At 63.9% G+C, this 18,112-nt stretch carries 17 protein-coding genes; 5 read left to right on the top strand and 12 right to left on the bottom strand.

Translation table 11 applies throughout. The features are described from left to right. Positions 1 to 16: 16 nt before the first annotated feature. The 12 genes from B7G66_RS15535 to B7G66_RS15480 form a co-directional block, all read right to left on the bottom strand. Positions 17 to 1,534, bottom strand: coding sequence for a complex I subunit 4 family protein (locus B7G66_RS15535; RefSeq protein WP_003622298.1), 1,518 nt, complete (start codon positions 1,532 to 1,534; stop codon positions 17 to 19). Positions 1,535 to 1,686: 152 nt separating this feature from the next. Next, positions 1,687 to 3,588 (bottom strand): DNA mismatch repair endonuclease MutL, encoded by a 1,902-nt coding sequence (gene mutL, locus B7G66_RS15530; protein WP_003622295.1) that lies wholly within the window; start codon positions 3,586 to 3,588, stop codon positions 1,687 to 1,689. A gap of 114 nt (positions 3,589 to 3,702) precedes the next feature. Next, positions 3,703 to 4,230, bottom strand: coding sequence for a DUF3035 domain-containing protein (locus B7G66_RS15525; protein ID WP_003622294.1), 528 nt, complete (start codon positions 4,228 to 4,230; stop codon positions 3,703 to 3,705). Positions 4,231 to 4,287: 57 nt separating this feature from the next. Next, the gene (gene lspA, locus B7G66_RS15520; RefSeq protein ID WP_003622291.1) at positions 4,288 to 4,794 is read right to left on the bottom strand and encodes a signal peptidase II; all 507 of its coding nucleotides are present in this window, start codon (positions 4,792 to 4,794) and stop codon (positions 4,288 to 4,290) included. A gap of 26 nt (positions 4,795 to 4,820) precedes the next feature. Then, positions 4,821 to 7,694, bottom strand: a complete 2,874-nt coding sequence (gene ileS / locus B7G66_RS15515) for an isoleucine--tRNA ligase (protein WP_003622289.1) — start codon at positions 7,692 to 7,694, stop codon at positions 4,821 to 4,823. A gap of 133 nt (positions 7,695 to 7,827) precedes the next feature. Beyond that, positions 7,828 to 8,769, bottom strand: a complete 942-nt coding sequence (locus B7G66_RS15510; protein WP_003622287.1) for a bifunctional riboflavin kinase/FAD synthetase — start codon at positions 8,767 to 8,769, stop codon at positions 7,828 to 7,830. Further along, a complete protein-coding gene (gene mtnC, locus B7G66_RS15505; RefSeq protein ID WP_040513027.1) occupies positions 8,766 to 9,458 on the bottom strand; it encodes an acireductone synthase in 693 nt (230 codons plus the stop codon). The genes B7G66_RS15510 and mtnC overlap by 4 nt, the downstream gene beginning before the upstream one ends. A 28-nt stretch (positions 9,459 to 9,486) precedes the next feature. Next, positions 9,487 to 10,056, bottom strand: coding sequence for a 1,2-dihydroxy-3-keto-5-methylthiopentene dioxygenase (locus B7G66_RS15500; RefSeq protein ID WP_003622283.1), 570 nt, complete (start codon positions 10,054 to 10,056; stop codon positions 9,487 to 9,489). Beyond that, positions 10,053 to 10,676 (bottom strand): methylthioribulose 1-phosphate dehydratase, encoded by a 624-nt coding sequence (locus tag B7G66_RS15495; RefSeq protein ID WP_003622281.1) that lies wholly within the window; start codon positions 10,674 to 10,676, stop codon positions 10,053 to 10,055. The genes B7G66_RS15500 and B7G66_RS15495 overlap by 4 nt, the downstream gene beginning before the upstream one ends. A gap of 73 nt (positions 10,677 to 10,749) precedes the next feature. Continuing rightward, positions 10,750 to 11,007 (bottom strand): twin-arginine translocase TatA/TatE family subunit, encoded by a 258-nt coding sequence (locus B7G66_RS15490; protein ID WP_040513023.1) that lies wholly within the window; start codon positions 11,005 to 11,007, stop codon positions 10,750 to 10,752. A gap of 173 nt (positions 11,008 to 11,180) precedes the next feature. Further along, positions 11,181 to 11,648, bottom strand: a complete 468-nt coding sequence (locus B7G66_RS15485) for a CHAP domain-containing protein (RefSeq protein WP_040513019.1) — start codon at positions 11,646 to 11,648, stop codon at positions 11,181 to 11,183. Between the two features lie 26 nt (positions 11,649 to 11,674). Then, complete coding sequence (locus tag B7G66_RS15480; protein ID WP_048859369.1) at positions 11,675 to 12,364, bottom strand: regulatory protein RecX; 690 nt, start codon at positions 12,362 to 12,364, stop codon at positions 11,675 to 11,677. 443 nt (positions 12,365 to 12,807) lie between these two features. Here B7G66_RS15480 and B7G66_RS15475 point away from each other — a divergent pair, with 443 nt between their 5' ends. From B7G66_RS15475 to B7G66_RS15455, 5 genes are all read left to right on the top strand, one after another. Next, a complete protein-coding gene (locus B7G66_RS15475) occupies positions 12,808 to 14,010 on the top strand; it encodes an aspartate aminotransferase family protein (RefSeq protein WP_040513012.1) in 1,203 nt (400 codons plus the stop codon). Further along, positions 14,007 to 14,996, top strand: coding sequence for an ornithine carbamoyltransferase (gene argF, locus B7G66_RS15470; RefSeq protein ID WP_003622272.1), 990 nt, complete (start codon positions 14,007 to 14,009; stop codon positions 14,994 to 14,996). Before B7G66_RS15475 ends, argF begins: the two co-directional genes overlap by 4 nt. A 1-nt stretch (position 14,997) precedes the next feature. Then, positions 14,998 to 15,318: a hypothetical protein gene (locus B7G66_RS15465; protein WP_003622270.1), complete on the top strand. Its 321-nt coding sequence runs from the start codon at positions 14,998 to 15,000 to the stop codon at positions 15,316 to 15,318. A gap of 253 nt (positions 15,319 to 15,571) precedes the next feature. Beyond that, entirely contained in the window at positions 15,572 to 16,525 is a 954-nt protein-coding gene (hslO, locus tag B7G66_RS15460; protein WP_003622266.1) for an Hsp33 family molecular chaperone HslO, read from the top strand. Between the two features lie 129 nt (positions 16,526 to 16,654). Beyond that, positions 16,655 to 17,563 (top strand): hypothetical protein, encoded by a 909-nt coding sequence (locus B7G66_RS15455; protein ID WP_003622264.1) that lies wholly within the window; start codon positions 16,655 to 16,657, stop codon positions 17,561 to 17,563. Positions 17,564 to 18,112: the final 549 nt, after the last annotated feature.

Below are 18,112 nucleotides of genomic sequence, written 5' to 3'. Positions count from 1 at the left end.
GCAATCCCGCCCAGCCCTAGCCGGCCGCAGTCTGCGCCACGGGGGCCATACTGTCGGATGCAACGACCGGGGCGGGTTGCACAAGGCTGCTGACCGTGGGGTTGAACACCCGCAGGAAAGTACCCGGATGGATACCCATCCATAACGTCACCACCGCCAGGGGCACCAGCACCGCAAGTTCGGGGCCAGTCAGGTCCCGCAGGAGGGCGACCATGCCCCCTGCCCCCTGCCCGAACATCACGCGGCGATACAGAACCAGCATATAGACCGCCCCGAGGATCATGCTCGACCCGCCAAGGAACGCCAGCCAGAAGGACACATGGATCGCACCGACCATCACCAGCAGTTCGCCCACGAACGCCCCTGTACCCGGCAGGCCGATATTGGCCATCACGAACAACATCGTCAGCGTCGCCAGCACAGGCATTTTGTGCGCGACCCCGGCAAAGGCCGAAATCTCACGTGTTTCCGCACGCCATGACACGGCAGAGACACAAAAGAACAGTGCCGCGATCACGATACCATGGGACAGCATCTGGAAGATCGCGCCGTCGATTCCCTCTGGCGTCAGGGTGAACAGCCCGATCGCGATCACCCCCATATGGGAAAAGGAGGAATAGGCGATCACCCGTTTCATGTCCGTCTGCGCCAGCGCGATGATCGCGGCATAAATAACGGCCACAACGCCCAGCGTCAGGATATAGGGCGCAAACACCCGCGCCGCATCCGGGAACATCAGCACGCCAAAGCGCAGCAGGCCATAGGCCCCGGCCTTTGACAGTACGCCCGACAACATGACCGAGGCAGGGGTCGGGGCCTCGGTATAGGCATCGGGCAGCCATGCATGCAGCGGAAACAGCGGCAGCTTCACCCCAAATGCCAGGATGAACCCCGCCAGCAACCAGCCCTGCATCGCGTGGGAGAAGGAGGCATGCTGCAAGGCCGGGATATCGGTGGTGCCCGCCACGTTCCACATCACCAGCAGCGCGATCAGCATGAACAGCGACCCACCGAACGTGAACAGGAAGAACTGCAACGAAGCCCAGACACGTTTCGGCCCACCCCAGATCCCGATCATCAGGCTGCCGGGCAGGAGCGTCGCTTCATAGAAAACATAGAACAGCACGAGGTCCTGCGCGGAAAACAGGCCAATCAGCGTGGTTTCCAGCAGCAGCATCGCCACCATGTAATCACGCACCCGCGTATTCACCAATTTCCATCCGCCAATAATCGCAAGCGGGGTCAGGAAGGTAGAAAGCAGCACGAACATCAGGCTGATGCCGTCCACACCAGCATGGTACGACACGCCAAAGGCGGACGCCCATGTCGCACGCTGCTCGAACTGCAACCCGATATGGGTGGGATCGAACTGCACCCACATGACCACGGACAGGACGAACACGATCGCACTGGTCCACAGCGCCACCCACCGCGCAGAGGTCTCGACCGCTTCGGTCGTACCTCGCGTCAGCATGATGGCCAGAACGCCCCCTAGGGGCAGATATGTGACGAGGGAAAGCAGGATCGGGTGCACGTCAGTCTCATCGCCATGGAAAGATGGACCGAACTTAGGGACATTACGGAAATGAAATCCAGCCGCCTGCCGCTCACGTTCTGCCGAGCAGGTGGCCCCAGCCCCCCTGCACCCCCTTCTTACGCATCATGATGACAGCATGCGCAGCAACCTCAGCGACGGCCGAACATCCGCTCCAGATCGCCTTTTTCCAGCTTCAGCCACGTGGGCCGACCATGTGAACAGGTCCCGGCGCGCGGGGTTCGTTCCATGTCACGCAGCAGGGCGTTCATTTCCTCGTGTGTAAGGCGTCGGCCCGCCCGCACACTGCCATGACAGGCCATGCGTGCGATGATCGCATCCAGCCGCCCATCGACCGCCTGGGCCTGCGCCGGGGCCAGAAGTTCATCCTCCGCCAGTTCTTCTGCCAGGTCACGCAGCATCGCGGCCGCATCCCCCCCACCCAGCAGGGCTGGCACGGTGCGCACCATGACCGCATCGCCACCAAAGGCATCAATTTCGAGTCCGAGGGCTGACAGCGTATCGGCAAAGGACATCAGCAGGTCGGCCTGCCCCCTGGGCATGTTCACCACCTCGGGCAGTAGCAGGCGCTGCGCACGGATCTCACCGCCCAGATACTGCGCACGCAAGCGTTCGTGCGTCAGGCGTTCATGGGCCGCATGCTGATCCACCAGAACAAGTTCCCCCCGCGCGGTTTCCGCAAGGATATAGGTGCCCAGAACCTGCGCCACGGCAGCGCCAAGGGGGAAATCAGCCGCGGGTTCGGGATTAGGCGCAGGGGAGGACACAGCCCCTTGCACCGCGGGGATATCCGCCTCTGACCATCTGACCACCTGGCGCGCGCCCGGTGCGATATCCATCAGCGGCAGGCGGCGTTCGGCGACGCCTTCGGCCATCGGCGGTCCATCATCCCCATCCGGCGGAAATGGCGACATCTGCACCGGCGATACCGGCGGGGCTGATGCTGGTTCAGGTGGATACCAGATGCGCGCCCCACCTGCGGGCCGCGACTGTAACAGGCCGGGCCGCACGCCAGCGACGCCCGCACCGATTCCCAATGCCCGGCCCAGCGCACCAATCACCAGCGCACGCACGGCCGCCGCATCGGCGTAACGCAGTTCGGTCTTGGCGGGATGGACATTGACGTCCACCTGCTCTGGCGGGATCTGCAATGACAGGGCCACGACCGCGTGGCGGCCATGTTCCATGACGTTGCGATACGCCACACGCACCGCCGTACGCAGCACCGGGTCCACCACCGGACGCCCGTTCACCAGCAGCAGTTGCCCATTGGCCGTCGCACGATGCACCGAAGGCGCACAGATATAGCCCGACAGGCGCAGATCCCCGCGCTCCGCCTCCACCGGGATCAGGCCATCGGCCTGCCCGGCATCCAGGATGGCCGCAGCCCGCGCCGCCATGTCCTGCGCCGGAAGGTCAAGGACGACACGTTGATCGAACTGCAGGCGGAAGGCCACATGCGGGGCCGACAGGGCAAGGCGGCGGACGGTGTTTTCCGCATGGCCCGACTCCACCCGCGCACTCTTGAGGAACTTGCGTCGCGCGGGGGTTGCAAAAAACAGGTCTTCCACCACGACACAGGTGCCCACCACCCCGGCACAGGGACGCGGTTCGTCGACCCGGCCCCCTTCGACGCGGATGGACCATGCGGTGGGCGCCCCCCGCGTGCGTGAGGTCACGTTAAGACGTGCCGCAGCCCCGATCGACGGCAGCGCCTCCCCACGGAAACCAAGGGTCGCGATCCGCACCAGCGTCTCGTCCGACAGCTTTGACGTGCAATGACGCTCCACCGCAAGGCGCAGGTCATCGGGCGTCATGCCGCAGCCATCGTCGATCACCTCGATACGTTCAATGCCACCATGCAGCAATGCGACCGAAATCCGCTGCGCCCCGGAATCGAGCGCATTTTCCACCAGTTCCTTGAGTGCCGCCGCCGGTCGTTCAATGACCTCGCCCGCCGCAATGCGGTTGACGACCTGTTCGGACAGGCGACGGATCACGGGACGGTCCGCGATGGGGGGATGTTCTGTCATAGGTGGCATCATGGACGCCCCACCCCCACACCGCCAGCATGCGCAGCAAGGGTGCAGGGGCGCGGACGCACCTTCGTATCAGGGAAAATCAGGACCTGCCATCATGACGGCAGGTTACTTCTTGGGCGCGGCGGATACCGTCGGGGTCGCACCCTGCGTCAGGTTGCGGCCCAGAGCCGAATCCTCGCGCAGGCGGGCATTTTCGGCCTTGGCGTTGACAACGTTCCCTGCGCCACCCCCATGCCAGAACATCAGGTGATCGACAAAGCTCGTGCCCGCCTTGCCCAGTTCCCCCTTGTCCGGGGCGTTGGAGGCCTCGTTCGCCTCCCCCACCAGCGCGGTCTGTCCGGGGCTGTTATCACCATACGTGCCCTGCAGGGCGACGTTGGGCGACAGGGTTTCCAGCGCCTGCATGCGCGGGTTGGATTCCTGCGCGCGCTGGACCGCGGCACTGCTTGGCGCGCCAAGCTCGTCCGAGGGCGGCATCGACAGCGGCGTGCGCGTGGTTACGGTATATTCGTCGGGCATGCTGCGTTCGAGGCCAAACGCGCGTGAGACGTCCCCACCCGAACAGCCGGTCAGGGAAAGACCACCTGTCGTGACCAGCGCAAGAGTGAGGGTTCGAAAAGCCGTGGATGCCATGATTCGCCTATTACCGCCCATGCAACAGTTAGACAAGCACCGCTTTGACATTCTGTCCTATCCCCTGTCGCGATCGAGAAGATTATCAATAATCAGGATGGCCACGCCACAATCTATCGCCGCATCGGCAAGGTTGAACACCGGCCATGACCACCCGTACGCATGCAGGTGTACAAAATCCACCACGGCCCCGAACTGCAGCCGGTCTATGACATTGCCCACGGCCCCGCCCATGATCGCACCCAGCGCGCCCGCCACCCACGGGCGCGGCGTACGCGACGCCCACAGCCCCAGGAGCACGACAATAAACAGCGCCACGACCGAAAAGATGACCCGACCGGCACTGCCTGCACCGCCCAACATCCCGAAGGTGATGGCATGGTTCCAGACCATGGTGAAATTCAGCCCCGGCAACAGGGCGACACTCTGCCGTCCCGGCAGATCATAACCGTGCAGCATCCAGTGCTTCGTGGCCTGGTCCAGGGCAAGGACCAGACAGAAGAACAGGACCGTCCAGCCCATTTTGCTGGCCCTGCGCCGACGTCGCGGCGTGGGTTCCAACATGCCAGATCCTGACATGACGGACGAACTCACGCCCGGCCCTGCACCACATCGGCACATCGCAGGCACAGTTGCGGATGGGCGGGCACGGTGCCCACCTCCTCCAGCACCTTCCAGCAGCGCGCGCATTTATGCCCCGTCGCCGCACGGATGACCGGGCCGCCATGCGGCGCGCCCTGCGCATCGCCGGATGTGTCGAGATAGATCGACGCGCTGCCCGCCTCGATACTTATGTCAACCTGTGACACGATCGCGAGTTCGCACCAGTCCACATCGCCAAAGGCCGTGGCCTCATCCTCTGACAGGGGCAGCGTCACTGCGGCCTGCAGGGAAGATCCGACAACCCCGTCACGACGCGCGGCCTCGATCTCGGTCGTGATGATGCGCCGCACCCCGCGCAGCGTGGCCCAGCGATCCTCCAGCGCGGGCTGGTGCCATTGCGCCGGAATGTCGGGAAAGGGCTGGAGATGGATACTCTGCGTCGTGCCCGGCCGCGCCAGCCATGCTTCCTCTGCCGTAAAGACCAGCACCGGGGCCAGCCACGCGCACAGACAGCGATGCAGGTGATCCAGAACCGTGCGCGCGGCGCGGCGCTTCAGGCTGCTGGCCGCATCGCAATAGATCGTATCCTTGCGCACGTCGAAATAGAACGCCGAAAGGTCGGCGGCGCAGAAACCATGCAGCGCGGGATAGACCCCCACCCATTCATGCGTCTCCACCGCGCGCGCCACCAGCCCGCCCAGTTCGCCCAGACGGTGCAGCACCCAGCGTTCGAGTTCGGGCAGGTCGTCATAAGCGACGCGCTCGTCCTCGGCAAAGCCATCCAGCGCACCAAGCAGCCAGCGCAGCGTATTGCGCAGGCGGCGATAAAGCTCGCCCTGCTGTTTGAGGATATCCTTGCCGATGCGCAGGTCTTCGTTGGTGTCGGAATTCATGACCCACAGGCGCAGAATATCCGCGCCAAGCGAATCATTGACGTCCTGCGGCGCAATGACATTGCCCAGCGACTTGGACATCTTGCGGCCCTGCTCATCAAGGACAAAGCCATTCGTCACCAGCGTGCGGAAGGGCGCGATGCCCTTCGTCCCCACGCTTTCGAGCAGAGAGGACTGGAACCAGCCACGATGCTGGTCCGACCCTTCGAGGTAGACATCCGCAGGAAACGGCATGTCGCCATGGCCCAGCACAAAGGCATGGGTCGATCCGCTTTCGAACCACACATCGACGATATCGAACACCTGTTCGTAATCATCGGGGTTGCGCCCTTCGCCAAGGAAGCGCGACGCGGGCGAGGCATACCACGCGTCCGCGCCCTCGGCCGCGAATGCATCGACCACGCGCTTCATCACGGCGGCATCACGCAGGACCTCGCCCGTGCGCTTCTCCACAAACACGGCGATCGGCACCCCCCAGGCGCGCTGGCGGCTGATGCACCAGTCGGGACGCCCTTCCACCATGGAGGTCAGGCGATTACGCGACTGCGCCGGGACGAACGTCACGTCATCAAGCGCCGCGAGCGCACGCTTGCGCAGCGCCCCTTCGCCATCCATGCGGATGAACCATTGCGGTGTCGCGCGATAGATGATCGGCGCGCGCGAACGCCATGAATGCGGATAGGAATGAACCAGCGTCGCACGCGCCACCAGCCCGGCCGGGGCCTGTCCCTCCTGCGCGGCATGACGCATGACGTCCTCCAGCGCGGTGCAGACCGGCTCCGCCGCCTTAAAGACGTGCTGCCCCGCGAACAGGGGCACCCAGTCGGCATAACGACCGTCATCCATCACCAGTTCGGTGATCTCCAGCCCGTGCTGGCGGCCAAGGTTGAAATCGTCCTCGCCATGCGCGGGGGCGGTATGGACCAGGCCCGTGCCCGCCTCGGTCGTGACATGCTCGCCCGGCAGGACCGGCACGTCGAAATCATACCCCTGACCACGCAGGGGATGGGCGCATACCGCCCCCTTCAGCGCATGACCGGGCAGGGTATAGAGCACATGATGCGCATTGACCCCTGCCGCCTTGCAGAACGGCTCGATCAGGTCTTCCGCCACCAGCACCTTCGATTCCGGTTCCAGCAGGGCGCCATCGGCCACGTCATCCATCCGCACCACGGCATAGGTGATGTCCGGGCCATAGGCGATGGCGCGATTGGCGGGAATGGTCCACGGCGTCGTAGTCCAGATGACCGCCGACACATCTTCAAGCGCATGGGCCGGGGTGGGATCATGGATGACGGGAAAGGCGACATGGATCGCGGTGGATTCATGGTCGCGATATTCGATCTCCGCCTCGGCCAGGGCGGTTTTCTCCACCGGGCTCCACATCACCGGACGCAGGCCGCGATACAGCAGGCCATTGAGCAGGAACCTGCCGATCTCCCCCGCGATTGCCGCCTCGGACGAGAAATCCATCGTGGCGTAACGGCGCGCCCATTCCGCCTGCACGCCAAGGCGGCGGAACTCGGCCGCCTGGATATCCAGCCATTTCTGGGCATAGGCACGGCATTCGGCACGGAACTGCAGGACGGGCACGCTGTCCTTGTCCTGTCCGCGCTTGCGGTATTCTTCCTCGATCTTCCATTCGATCGGCAGGCCGTGACAGTCCCAGCCCGGCACGTAATGGATGCCATAGCCCGACATGCGGTGTGCGCGGTTGATGACGTCCTTGAGGATCTTGTTCAGGGCATGGCCGATATGGAGATGGCCATTGGCATAGGGCGGCCCGTCATGCAGCATGAAGACCTGACGCCCCTGCGCCTGTTCAAGCAGGCTGTCGTCAAGCTTTTGTTCGGCCCAGCGCGCCAGCATCTCGGGCTCCCGCTTCGGCAGGCTGCCGCGCATGGGAAAGGAGGTGGTGGGCAGGAACACCGTCTCCCGATAGAGATCCTGTGGTTTTGACTCGGTCATGACCCTGTTTTCTGACTGCTTGATCCAAAGAAACATGGAGGGACGGGACACGCCCCGTACAACCGCAACGCAACCTTATGGGGAGGGTGCGGGCCTGCGGTCAAGCTTTCGCGACACCGACACGCCCCACCCGTCATGCCCCGCCTGTCGCCAGCAGGTAATCACGTGCGGCCTGCGTATCGCGCGCGATCTGCGCACGCAGGGCGTCAAGCCCGTCGAAACGACGCTCCTCCCGCAGCAGAGTATGCAGCGCAACCGACAGGGTCTGCCCGTACAGGTCCCCGTCGAAATCCAGCAGGTGGACCTCCAGCCGGCTGACCTGCCCGTCATTGATGGTGGGACGTCGGCCGATATTGGCAACACCGGGACAGACGCGCCCGTCGCCCATGCGCACACTGACGGCATAAACCCCGCGCGCCGGTTCCAGATGACGGCCCAACGCGATATTCGCAGTGGGAAAACCCAGCAGGCGCCCGCGCTTGTCCCCATGTTCGACCTGCCCGCGGATTGACCATGCACGGCCGAGTTCGTCCGCCGCGCGTTCGGGATACCCTTCTTGCAGCAGGCGGCGGATACGGGTGGAGGAATATGGCCCCGCCGCATCGCACAATGCAGGCACGACCGTCAGCCCGATGCCAAGGTCATGCGCCTCCTGCGCAAGGAAGGCAACATCACCGCGCCTGCGATGGCCGAACGCGAAATCCGCGCCACAGGCGACATGCCGCACCCCAAGGCCCGCATGCAGGACACCGGTTACGAATTCCTCGGCACTCATGGCACTGAATTCAGGGGTGAAGGGAATCTGGAACACGTGCCGCACACCCAGCGCGACAAGCGCTGAGAACCGTTCATCAGGCAGGGTCAGGCGAAAGGGCGGATCCTGCGGGCGGAACAGTTCGCGCGGATGTGGCTCGAACGTCACGACCGCCAGTTCCCCTTCGGGCCGCGCGGCCCGCAACGTGCGCAGCAGGTGGGCATGGCCCAGATGCACCCCGTCGAAATTACCCAGCGCGGCGACCGTACCGCGCGCGGCGGCGGGAATGTCCCGCCAGTCGGTGTGAAGGTGCGCCTTCATGCCGGCACCGGCAGTCCGAACATCCGCCCTGCCGCGATCAGGGTTGCGGCCACCGGGTGCGTGGTGCCCGCACATGTCGCATCCTCGGGCCGCACGATCTGGCAGGTGCGCAGCCCCGCCTGCGCCGCCGCATCCAGTTCGGCCACCACATCGGACAGGAACAGCACGTCGCCCGCCACCCATCCGGCCCGTGCCACGATGTTGGCATAGCTCGACGCCACGCGCTTCCCCCCCATGGCAAGATCGTAGAAGCCGGAAAACAGGTCGGTGACGTCGCCGTCATCCGTATGGCCATAAATCAGTTCCTGCGCCGCAACCGAACCGGACGAATAGACCGCAAGCACAACCCCGGCCGCCGCCCACAGACGCAGCACGGGCAGCACATCGGGATAAAGACGCGCACTGAGGTGCCCCGTGCGATAGCCCTGCGCCCATGCCATTCCCTGCAACGCCTTGAGCGGGGCGACCTTCTCGTCACGGTCCATCCAGGCCTCAAGCTGCGCCAGCGGCGGCACACCGGGGGCAAGGCGGGCAATCTCCGCCACCTGCGCGCGGACCTGCGGGTCGTCCGCGTGATCGCGCAGCAATCCCGGCAACGCCTGCCGGGCATAGGGGAACAGCACGTCATGAACGAAGGAGACAGGAATGGTCGTCCCCTCGATATCCAGCAGGGCGACACGCGGTGGCATGAGGGGCGCGATATTGGGCGATACGGGATCAGACGGCAATTTCACACCCTTTATCATCATCGGCGGCGGCAAAACGGGTGGCGATATCATCGCCGGTATACCGTGCGATCCAGCCATCGGGGTTGGTAAAGACCCGCAACGCCACAAAATCGGGAACAGCCCCGCCATCGAACCAGTGGGGGATGCCCGCAGGCACCGAAATCAGGTCCCCCGCCGTGCAGCGCACATTGAACACCCGCCCGTCGGTATGCAGGACGAAATCACCCTGTCCATGCACGAAAAACCGGATCTCGTCCTCGTCATGGATATGTTCGCACAGGAATTTGCGCCGGGTGGCGTCCCACCCCTCGCCCGCGCCATGCATGCTGATGACATCGGCGGACCCCGCACCCGTTTCCCCCATCAACTGATCGAGATAGGGGCGATATGCCGCCAGCACCTCCGCCGCCGGGGCGGTGCGTGCGGGGGTGACGGGGCTGTCCCACCGTTCGAAACGCACACCGATCGCACGCAGCACCTGCGCGATGCGCGCGGGATCTGTCGTGCGTTCGACCGGGGCGCCAGGCGCATCGTCACGATAAAGCGCAAGGCTGCTCATGGACGGATCTTTCGTTTCTCCAGCTCGCACGCCAGAAGGAATTCGAGCCCCTCCAGCCGGGCAAGGGCCATGTCCATGTCATCCCCCCAGACATAGACACCATGCCCACGGATCACATAGCCAAGCGGCATGTCGGGCATGTACGGCGCAATGACGCGGGCAAGGCGTGCGATATCCTGATCATTGTCGAACACCGGCAGGCGCAGGCTGGCCTCATGGGTCTTCTGCCCCTCGAACACCTTGAGCACTTCGTAACCCGCAAGGGTGATCGAATCCCCCGCCAGCATCGACAACACGGTGGAGGCCACGGAATGCCCGTGCAGGACAGCCCCGGTACGGGGCGAGGCTGCATAGATCTGGCAATGCAGCAGGGTTTCGGCGCTGGGCCGGTCACCTGCATGCACGGGCGCGCCATCGGCCGTGACCTCGATCACACCATGGGGGGTCAACATGCCCTTGTGCCCGCCCGAACGCGTGATCGCGATCAGCCCGTCAGGCAGGCGGCGGCTGATGTTCCCCGCCGTTGCCGGCACCCAGCCAAAGCGGTCCATGCGACGGCCGGCTGCGATGATCTCACTGACAGCGACCGCGCGCGGGTCGGAAGAAATAACCTTGTCCATCGAACCTTCACGCAATTTCGCGACTCACCACGTCACGCGATGCCCCCGCCCTGCGGGATGGCGTCGCGCGTTTTCATTTCACGTTCTGGCCCGACGGCTGCCCGCTTTCGCTGAAGCTTGCGTCGCGCTGTGGCGTGGCCGGACCTGAAATATGGCCGCCCGCGCCCTGCTGCGGCGGGGTGACGGGTTCATCGTCAGCCATGTTCTTCTTGAACGACTTGATACCGCGCGCCATGTCGCCCATCAGCGAGCTGATCTTGCCCCCGCCCCCGAACAGCACGAGCACGACCGCAAGAACGATCAGCCAATGTCCCCAGCTCAAGCTACCCATAACATCCTCGATTCCCGCGTCACCGACGCAAAAGCTGTTTTTCCCGTGACCCATGCCGCCATGGCATGCGCCAGGCACGTCCCCCCATCACATGAGGGCACGAACCCGTCCATGCAAGCATTGCCTCGCCGCTTTTGCGCCGCGCGATACCATATCGGCCCCGCCCCCGCGCATTACCTGAGCGGCAGAATGAAACCATATGCAGGATAGACACTTTTCCCCATGCCGTGAATGGGGCTCCACCAGACCTGCACCCGCGACCAGTCGTTGCGAGTCGAAACATCAATGACCGGGTCCGCCCGCCCGATGCGGCCGGGCACCCAGTTCGCCTGCTCCACAACGACCTCCCGCGGGCCACGGACGGACCGCACGACCGCGACATGCCCGTCAGGCAGCCGCCCCGTCGCGCGCAGCACCAGCACCGCGCCCGCGCGTGGGGCATGGGTGCGTGGATACTGCCCCGACGCCTGCGCCCACCAGCTTGCGGCCGCGCCACGCAGGTTCACGCCCGTCACCTGCCGGGCATAGGGCGCGCACTGCAACGCGCCATGCCAGCTTCCGCTGCCACTGCCGCCACCTGCGCATCCGCCAACCACCGGCAGCACAGCCACCGCAAGGACACGCCCCAAACGCAGCAACATTCGCGTCCCACGCCCGCCATCACACGTCATGCGGATTTCATGCGCCATATGCGTTCCTCCGCCTCCTGCGCGTCCATGCCCAGCGCGCGACAGGCAATATCGCGCGAAAATCCTGATCGCGCCATCGCCTCCATCGCGCGGCGGTCACGCATGGTGGCTTCGTCATCGGTGCAGTCGGGGCTGATGAAGGGACCGGCCCGGCGCTTGCGCACGAATACCAGCGCCGCGGCCAGTTCGGTTTCATGCGCGCCCTCACCACGGGTGCCCAGCGTCTCTTCCATCGCCTGCGCCACCACCGATGCCGCCACGCCACGCGCCTGCAGGTGCGCGCCCACCGCGCGACGCGACCGCCCCGCCCGCGTCAGGGAACGGGCGCGCGATTCGCTGAAGCGCGCATCATCGACCGCCCCAAGCGCCTGCATATCCGCAATGACGGCGGCAATGTCGGGTGCGGCGGCGGCGATGTGCTGCGTCACCAGCGACGGTTCCATGCCTTCCGCCTCCGCACGGCGGCCCCAGCGTTGCAGCACACGGCCCAGCATACGTTCCATGCCCGCAATGGTGGTGGCAAAGCGCGCGACATGGGCCAGCGCCGCCGCACGCAACGCCGCACGGTCGGGCGCGGGACCTGCCGGGGTGGGACGACGCGGCTCGCGCGCCACGCGCCGGGCGTGACGTGGGGACTTGCGCCGGGGGGGCGTGTCGGGGTCTGTCATGACCTGCACTGTGCCATACCTTCCCCGCCCAAGGCGATATGCCACGGCAATCCGCCGTCCCGCGGCGCGATACACATCCTGACATACAAGCGTGGGGCAATCTGTCACCCACACGCGATACGCAGCCGTGGACCATAACCTGCCCCCACTCCCGCACCACATAACACATGCCCGATAACACGTGCCCGTGGGTCATTGGCCTGTGGACATGACTTGAGGCCCCAGGGATATGGCAGGCCGTGCCGGACTCCGTGGTTGCATTCATGTCATTTGGGCAATATTCTTTCCTATTCCGCGCGGCGTGGCGCGACCTGCATCCGGCAGGCCCCATGCCCACGGAAAGCATGCACGCGGCAAAGGCCCACCCCTGGCGGCGTGGGCTTTTCACGTTTTTCGCAAATGATTTTTTCAATCCAAGCAACAGAAAACCACAAGGCAATTCCATGATTCCCGCCCTGATGCCGACATACAATCGCGCCGACCTCGCTTTCGAGCGGGGCGAAGGCGCCTGGCTGTACGCGGCGGACGGACGACGATTCTTGGATTTCGGGGCGGGGATCGCAACCTCCTCGCTGGGGCATAACAACCCCCACCTTGTCGCCGCCATCGCACAGCAGGCGTCACGGGTGATGCACGTCTCCAACCTGTACCGCATCCCGCAGGCCGAAAGGCTGGCCGAGCGACTCGTCGCGGCCAGCTTTGCCGACAGCGCCTTTTTCTGCAATTCCGGCGCCGAAGCAAACGAAGGCATGATCAAGATGATCCGCCGCGCACAGGCCAAGAGCGGCCATCCCGAGCGCGTGCGCATCATCTGTTTTAACGGCGCGTTCCACGGCCGCACGCTTGCGACGCTGGCGGCGACGGGCAATGCGAAATACCTCGACGGGTTCGGGCCAGTGGTGGACGGTTTCGACCATGTGCCGATGAACAACATGAACGCCGTACGCGCCGCCATCACGGCCGAAACGGCAGGCATCATGATCGAACCCATACAGGGCGAAAGCGGCGTCAACCCCGCCGATCCACGCTTTTTGCGGGAACTGCGCACCGCATGTGACGAATACGGCCTGTTCCTTGGCATGGATGAGGTGCAGTGCGGCATGGGCCGGACGGGCAAGCTGTTCGCGCATGAATGGTCGGGCATCACGCCAGACGTCATGTCCACGGCCAAGGGGATTGCCGGCGGCTTCCCCATGGGGGCGATCCTGGCGGTGGAAGACGTCGCCCGCCACCTGACAGCCGGCAGCCATGGCACGACATTCGGCGGCAATCCGTTGGCATGTGCCGCAGCGAACGCGGTCCTTGATGTCATCCTCGCCCCTGGTTTCCTTGATCAGGTGAATGCGCGTGGGAAAATGCTGTCGAAGGAATTCGACACCCTTGTCGCGCAATATCCCGACATTTTCGCCAGCCATCGCGGCCTTGGCCTGATGATCGGCCTGCACTGCGTGGCCCCGGTGGACGTGGTACAGGACGCGGCGATGCATGAAGGTCTGCTCAGCGTCACGGCGGGGGGCAATGTCCTGCGCCTTGTTCCGCCCCTTACGATTACCGGGGAGGAATGCCGCATGGCAGGCGACATGCTGGCCCGCGCGGCGGTGCGCGCACGCGCCCACATGGCCGCCCAGACGGAGGACGTGGCATGAACGCGCTGTCCACCAACGCACCGAACCGGGCACAGCCGCGCCATTTCCTTGACCTGCGTGACCTCGATGCGGCCACCCTTCGCGCGATCCTTGACGTGGCGGCGGGTATCAAGCGCATGCAGCATGGGCGCGCGCGCCCGCTGCACCCGCGCCTGCCGCTGCATGGGCGGATGCTGGGGCTTATGCTGTCCAAGCCCTCCACCCGCACGCGTGTCTCGTTCGAAGTCGGGATGCGCCAGCTTGGCGGTGATGTGATCCTGCTGTCGCCCGGTGACATGCAACTTGGCCGCGGGGAAAGCATCGCCGACACGGCGCGCGTGCTGTCACGTTTTGTCGATGCGCTGGTCCTGCGTACGGGCCGGACGCAAAACCTGCGTGAACTTGCGAAATGGAGCAGCGTGCCCGTCATCAACGGCCTGACACCGGATTCCCATCCGGTGCAGATCCTGGCCGACATCATGACGTTCGAGGAACATCGCGGTCCGATCACGGGACGGACGCTGGCATGGGTGGGGGATGGCAACAATGTCGCCACTTCCTTCATCGAGGCCGCAGCCCTGTTCGGCTTTCGCCTGCGCCTTGCCACGCCGCCGACGCACCTGCCCTGCACACGCGCGGTGGAATGGGCACGTGCGCAGGGTGCGGACATCACGGTGGGCACGGATGCCATGACGGCGGTGGCCGGGGCGGATGCGGTCATTACCGATACATGGGTCAGCATGTCCGACAATGCATCGGAACAGCGGGCGCATGCGTTCGAACCCTATCGCGTGGATGCCGCACTGATGGCACGCGCGGCCCCCGATGCCCTTTTCCTGCACTGCCTGCCTGCCCATATAGGCGAGGAAGTTACCGCTGACGTCTTCGACGGCCCCAATTCCGTGGTCTTCGACGAAGCGGAAAACCGCCTGCACGCACAAAAAGGCCTGCTGGTCTGGGCCCTGTGTGGCGATGACTGGCAGAGCTTTGGAAAGGAAACGCCCTGACATGACCGGCCCCGCGCAACAGCCCACCCTGCCCAGCACGACCGAAGATACCGCCAGCGTTCCCGGCTGGGTGGAAAAAAGTGTCAATGACATTTTCGCGGCCCTGCCGGGCGCGGGGCCGCAACTTGACGCCCTGCGCGATTCCTACCTCGACTGCCTTGCCGGGGCGGGACGCGGGCAGGATATCGATGCGGAACATGACACCTGCCGTCTGGCGCTGCTTGATCAGGTGACGCAGGGCAAGCTGCTTGATACCGCGACAACCCAGGTCCTGACCCAGCGCCTTGAGGCGCTGGAGGCGGACATTACCGCCAACCTGTGATGCACGGCGCGCACAAGGATGTATGCAGGGGGTATATGCAGGGGTGGGGGGGCACCATCCCGTGTCCCCATCAGCACCCGGCACCCCTGACGCCGGGCCTGCCGGGGCTGTGTGCATGACGGTCACATTGCGTCGTGATCGCCATGCCTCTGGTCATATGCCTCGGGTCATATATTCCTGCCTTCATGCTTTCCGATCGTGCGCTTTCCCGCCATGCGCCCTTCCTGTCATGCCTGCCGAGATCTGACGTCATATGATTGATACACCTGCCTTCCTTGACACCAACCGTCCCGACACCCCCAACCTGGTGGTGGAACAGGGGGTTGTGCCCTTCTACCTTGCCAGCCGTCCGGTACGTGGCCGCCTTGTGCGGCCGGGCGTGCTGACGGACACGCTGCTGACGCGCCATGACAACCCCGACGTGGTTCTGCGTCTGGCGGGCGAGGCACTGGCCCTGGTGGCGGGTCTGGCCTCCGCACTGAAATTCAGGGGATCGTTTTCACTTCAGGCGAAAGGTGACGGACCGATCTCGCTGCTGGTGGCGGACTGCACCGATGCGGGTGCATTGCGTTTCCATGTCCGGTCCGATGATGAAAAAGTCGCGGCCCTGCTGCGCGATCATCCCCATCCCACGGCGGCGCAACTGCTGGGGGGCGGCTATCTTGCCTTCAGCGTGGATCAGGGGCCGGATACCGACATCCATCAGGGCATCGTGGAAATCAGGGGAGAGAGCCTGTCGGACATGGCAGCGCACTACTTCACCACCAGCGAACAGCATGCCTGCTGGGTGCGCCTTTACTGTCACAAGGGGGATGCGGGATGGCGTGCGGGCGCACTGATCCTTGAACGCATCGCGACGGAAGGGGGGCATACCTCCGACGATGCCCCCGAAGATGGCGACGATGCGTGGGAGACAGCGACGACGCTGGCCTCCACCCTGACGGAGGCGGAAATCCTGAACGACAGCCTGTCGTCGGAGACGCTGCTTTATCGCCTGTTCCACAGCGAAGACCCGTGCATCGGCCACCCCCGCGCCCTGGCGTTCGGTTGCCGGTGCAGCCGCGCACGGCTTGCGGGTATCCTCGAAACCTTCCCGACCGACGACCTTGATCACATGGCCGAAGACGGGACGATCACCATGAACTGCTCCTTTTGCAACCATGCCTTCCACTTCCAGCGCGAAGAAGTCGGGCGCGACGCCGCATAGGCACGGGTCGCGCCGCACTTCGCTGTCGCGCGGATGGCGGAATGTGGCATGGTAGATGACGTTTCAACATGACCAGTCGCGCATCCGGACATGGACCGGGGCGCCAGAGCTTTTCCGGGAAATCCGTTCATGCATCCGCACTGCCTGTCCCTCCCCCGCATGTCCCGCATCACCCGGCCCGCGCGCATGCTGCGCCTGATGGCGCTGGGCCTGCCGCTTGTCATGCTTGGCGCATGCCATAGCGACCAGCAGCAGCCCACCATGACCTTCACGCCACTCAGCTACAGCAGCCTTGCGCCGCTGCCGCTGAATGTCGCCAGCATTTCCGTGGTGGACCGGGGACAGCCCGGAATGGTGCCCGGCGACCTGTCGGGTCGCGCGCCCACACCGCCGGATCAGGCGCTCAAGCAGATGGCGCATGACCGCCTGATCGCATCGGGCACCGGCGGACATGGCGTGTTCACCATCGACCGTGCCTCCATCCTGCATGAACCGGGTGGCATCCTTGACGGACAGATGAACGTCCACCTTGACGTCGTATCCGCCGATGGTCAGCGCAGGGGATATGCCGTGGCGCAGGTCACACGTTCCTTTGACCCGGGAACGCGCAAGGACGGCAATACCGATACGGCGTCGAACCTGTATGATCTGGTCAACCAGATGATGCAGGACATGAACCGGGAACTGGAAACGCAGATCCGCAATAACCTTGGCAACTGGCTGACAACTGCCCCGGTCACGGGCGCGGTGTCGGAACAGTCGCTGGATGGTACATCCGCCCCCGTCGCAACACAGACCGTCACCATGCCGATGCCCAACACGACATCAAACACATCCGTCCCAACCGTGACCACGACACCCGCCACCACGACACCGGCGGCCACCACATCCGCCCCCCCGGCCGCCGCAAGCGAAGGGCCGGATGCGATCTTCCCCGACGGATATTCATCCGACACAGCCACCACCACGAAACCTGCGCGCCAGCTTTCCCCGAAACCCGGGTACCTGACCCTGCCCGCGGGCAGCAGCGGTAATTGAGCCGTAATCACGGCTCCGGGCTGACCTAACGGCCCCAGCAATGTTTCAAAGGGCGTCACCAACATGAAAAAGGCGACGCCCCACTTCCTGCGCATTGCACAGATGGCCTGAAAGCAGACATTGATAAGAAAAGCATTGATAGACCCGGCCCAACGGGCAATCGAAACCATTAAATATTTACAAAAACACCGTACATTCAAACAACAATACAACAAATGGAAAGTTTTTTATTTCTTGAAAACGGGTTATTTTTGAAAAAAATCTTATGATGTGGCTGTAAATAAATTTATTTACTCAACATTATTAATATATACCGCCATTCACGGTGAAGGCCGGATAGGTTGTTTTGGTTTCTCACTCGCAATTTATGGTCATGAGGTTGGGGATATTTGCCTCCAGCCTCATGAGATTTAATCCCAACGAATCTTTATTTTCTGCCAAAACTACTCAAACCGCTTTTTGCGTCAGACTTGATAACATCCTGAAATCATAAAGGTTTTTGGTAAAGCTTTTTCCAAAAAGCTTCAGAAGACGCCGCCTTTTTGAAAA

Source organism: Novacetimonas hansenii JCM 7643 (genome assembly GCF_000964405.1).
Lineage (GTDB): Bacteria > Pseudomonadota > Alphaproteobacteria > Acetobacterales > Acetobacteraceae > Novacetimonas > Novacetimonas hansenii.
This window is presented reverse-complemented; position numbering and strand designations above follow the sequence as displayed.